Below are 3226 nucleotides of genomic sequence, written 5' to 3'. Positions count from 1 at the left end.
TGATATCGACGCACTCCTGCCTTGGAACTTCAAACACTGACAAGTCGCCCCGTGGGTTCATGGGGCGGATACAAAAAAGGAGCACATTTAGTGCTCCAAAAGTATAAGAACAGTGTATCATTTGCTGATTAAGCTGTGGCGAACTGATAAGTACGATATCCGCCAATCAGGTTACGGGCTTTGAAACCACTGTTTACTAATTGGCGATACGCAACGTTACCGCGTAACCCAACTTGACAGTAGATAACAATCTCCTTGTCTTTAGGTAGTTCGTCCATACGCTGGCGCAGTTGGTCGACAGGAATGTTGATTGCGCCTTCAATAAAGCCACCATTTTCTAGTTCGCTAGGGTTACGAACATCGAGTAGGAGTTGGTTGTCGCTTAATGTTGCAATCTCATCGAAATGAATAGGTGTCGCGTCACCTTTAATAATATTGTTGGCAACAAATGCGGCTTGGTTAATCACGTCCTTGGCACTCCCGTAAGGTGGTGCATAGGTTAATTCAAGGTGTTGAAGCTGATCAACGGTCATACCTGCACGTTGAGCTACTGCCATAACATCAATGCGTTTATCAACGCCATCTTTACCGACGGCTTGCGCACCTAGTATTTTCCCTGTCTTAGGGGCGAATAACATCTTGAACGAGACAATCTCAGCGCCAGGATAGTAGCTAGCGTGGCTTGCGGTATGCACATAGACTTTTTCATAGTCGACGCCTTCACGCTTCAACTGTTTTTCGTTTTTCCCTGTTGAGGCAACGGCTAGGTCAAAAATCTTACAGATAGCTGTGCCCTGTGTACCTTGATAGATTTCATTGCGTCCGAGCATGTTGTCGGCAGCCATACGACCTTGACGGTTAGCAGGGCCAGCAAGCGGAACTAGAGTTTGTGCACCTGTGACAAAGTCTTTTTCTTCGACCACATCACCCACAGCGTAGATGCTAGGATCGCTAGTCTGCATCATTTCATTGGTGTAGATACCACCTAGTTCGCCAATTTGAAGTCCTGCTTCTTTTGCTAACTTAGTCTCAGGACGCACACCGATAGCCATGATTAAGATATCAGTAGTTAATGACTCGCCATTATTAAGTGTTAATTCTAATTCACCCTCTATGTGTTGGTGCTTCTCGCTCTCGCCTGAATCAAAACTTGCGATGTGTTCGTTAGGTATATATTTCACAGACTCAAGCGCGACGCCGAGTTTTAGGTCGATGCCTTTGTCACGAATCTCCGCATGGGCAAAGCCGGCCATTTCCCGGTCTACTGGCGTCATTACTTGGTCAGCCATCTCAATCAACGAAGTCTTGATCCCAAGCTGATGAAACGCTTCCATCATTTCCAAGCCGATAAAGCCACCGCCAACAACTGTCGCGTGCTCAGGTTTATTCATTTGGATTGTTTCGATGATGCGATCCATATCTGGAATATTGCGTAGTGAATGGGTGAGGGGGTTATCGATTCCTGAGATGGGAGGAACGACGGCACCGGCTCCAGGGCTGAGTAATAAGAAGTCGTAACTCTCGCTGTAGTGATTACCATCAACAAGATTTTTGACTGTAACGGTTTTATTGGTGCGATCAATAGAGGTAACTTCGTTCATCACTCGTGCGTCAACGTTGAAGCGAGCTAAGAAGCTTTCAGGTGTTTGTAACAGAAGCTTGCTTCTATCCTCGATATCGCCACCTATGTGGTATGGCAATCCACAGTTGGCAAAAGAGACGAATGGTCCTCGTTCAAACATTATGATTTCGGCTTCTTCACTAAGACGACGAGCGCGTGCAGCAGCTGAAGCACCTCCAGCTACGCCACCGATGATTACAATTTTAGTCATACGTTTACCTATTACTGTCTCTAAGTTTAACTATACAAATTGCCGAGCATAGAGCTTGTATCTTCTTAATGATCAGTACTGGCTGGTCGCCGGCGATTGAGTAGTTTTCGAAATACCTAGATACTATAAAGATGTAAATTAGCATTGTCTAATATTTATTTTAAAGCTATCACCTCGGGATTGAGCGTTTGGTCCAAGGGCTGTGATTAGACTAAAGCACGCTAGTAAAGGTAATACGCGTTAGCGAGTCGAGTACAGGTTAGCCAAATTAACTGTCATGAGCATAATGAACAGGATCATGGATGTGCTGACTGATTACGTTCTTCAGATCTTGTTCATACAGATCTAGCCAGGCATAACGCTCGCGATACAACTTACGCTTTTGACGTTTTAGAGCTTCAAGATCTTTCCTGTTCGGGTTTGTCGGGAGACGATAGAAATAGTTATCATGCACCTGTCCATCGTGCTCTTCCCACAGACTGTCGTATTTAAGGCTGATGTCTTTGTTTTTCTTACCGTAGCGTAATGAGTTCGAGACATGACCAGACTCTTTTACCGCATAGATATTGTCGATACCCAAGTTAATAGCGAGCAGTCGTAGTGTTTCTACCATGAAGGATTTAGGTCTTAAACCGTAAAAAGCTTTGGTGAATGTGCGGCTAAATCCATTGTCATTGGCGCCACCCTGTATACCGCCGATGTAGATGTTGTTGTCGAAAACAGTAAACGAAATGGTATACATTTTTTCGAGTTGAGAGTTGGTCAATGAAATTGTCAGTTCACCTTCTTTTCTCGCGTTTCTTTCGAAGCTGAGATTAACCAGATAAACGTTGTCATCTATCTCAAGTTTTAAAAGATTGAGCCTTTCGTTATAGATTTGGTGTCTAGCTTCTGTTGCGAAGGTGTTTTCAAACCAGTCGTAGTGTTTGGATAAGATATCGATCTTTTCTTTATTGCTAAAGCCAGTACATAAGTAGGGAGTCACAAATTTAGAAAGGAAGTTGGGTTGCTTGATAAATAATAACTTTCTCTCTTCAGAGTTGAAATTATTACTCATTTTTCGAGTAGCTGAATAATAAAACAGGGCTCGAATAGTAAACTTAACTATCGCTTTGTACTTACCCTTATTTTTATGGGTATTTGCTTCAATCCCCATGCGAACGACATTCATAATCACCTCAAAGAAGAAGGATTGCTCGAACATAGTCGTGTCATGAACCCTTCCAATAATCTCACCAATAACAAGAAAATGATGATAGTGAAAAAGGTGATTTGGGTAAGTATGGATATGTATAGCTATGTAACTCAATCAGTTACTTAGCGTTCAGATTTTGGACAGATGTGTTTGTCGCTTTAGTGGGGAGGGGTATCAATGTTATACCAATTAAAGTAAA

At 43.1% G+C, this 3226-nt stretch carries 2 protein-coding genes; both read right to left on the bottom strand.

The features are described from left to right. Positions 1–128 precede the first annotated feature (128 nt). Entirely contained in the window at positions 129–1832 is a 1704-nt protein-coding gene (locus AB4482_RS22610; protein ID WP_372181757.1) for an FAD-dependent oxidoreductase, read from the bottom strand. Between the two features lie 268 nt (positions 1833–2100). Next, entirely contained in the window at positions 2101–3003 is a 903-nt protein-coding gene (locus AB4482_RS22605; RefSeq protein WP_133151375.1) for a VirK/YbjX family protein, read from the bottom strand. Positions 3004–3226: the final 223 nt, after the last annotated feature.

This window comes from Vibrio sp. 10N.222.55.C7, assembly GCF_041473335.1.
In the GTDB taxonomy this organism is placed as follows: domain Bacteria; phylum Pseudomonadota; class Gammaproteobacteria; order Enterobacterales; family Vibrionaceae; genus Vibrio; species Vibrio crassostreae_C.
Note: the sequence above shows the minus strand (reverse complement) of the source record. Positions and strands in the feature narration are given on the sequence as shown.

What these genes read in the sequence shown, in the direction of transcription:
- AB4482_RS22605 (WP_133151375.1), bottom strand. Translation starts at nt 3,003, where the DNA reads ATGAATGTCGTTCGCATGGGGATTGAAGCAAATACCCATAAAAATAAG.
- AB4482_RS22610 (WP_372181757.1), bottom strand. Translation starts at nt 1,832, where the DNA reads ATGACTAAAATTGTAATCATCGGTGGCGTAGCTGGAGGTGCTTCAGCT.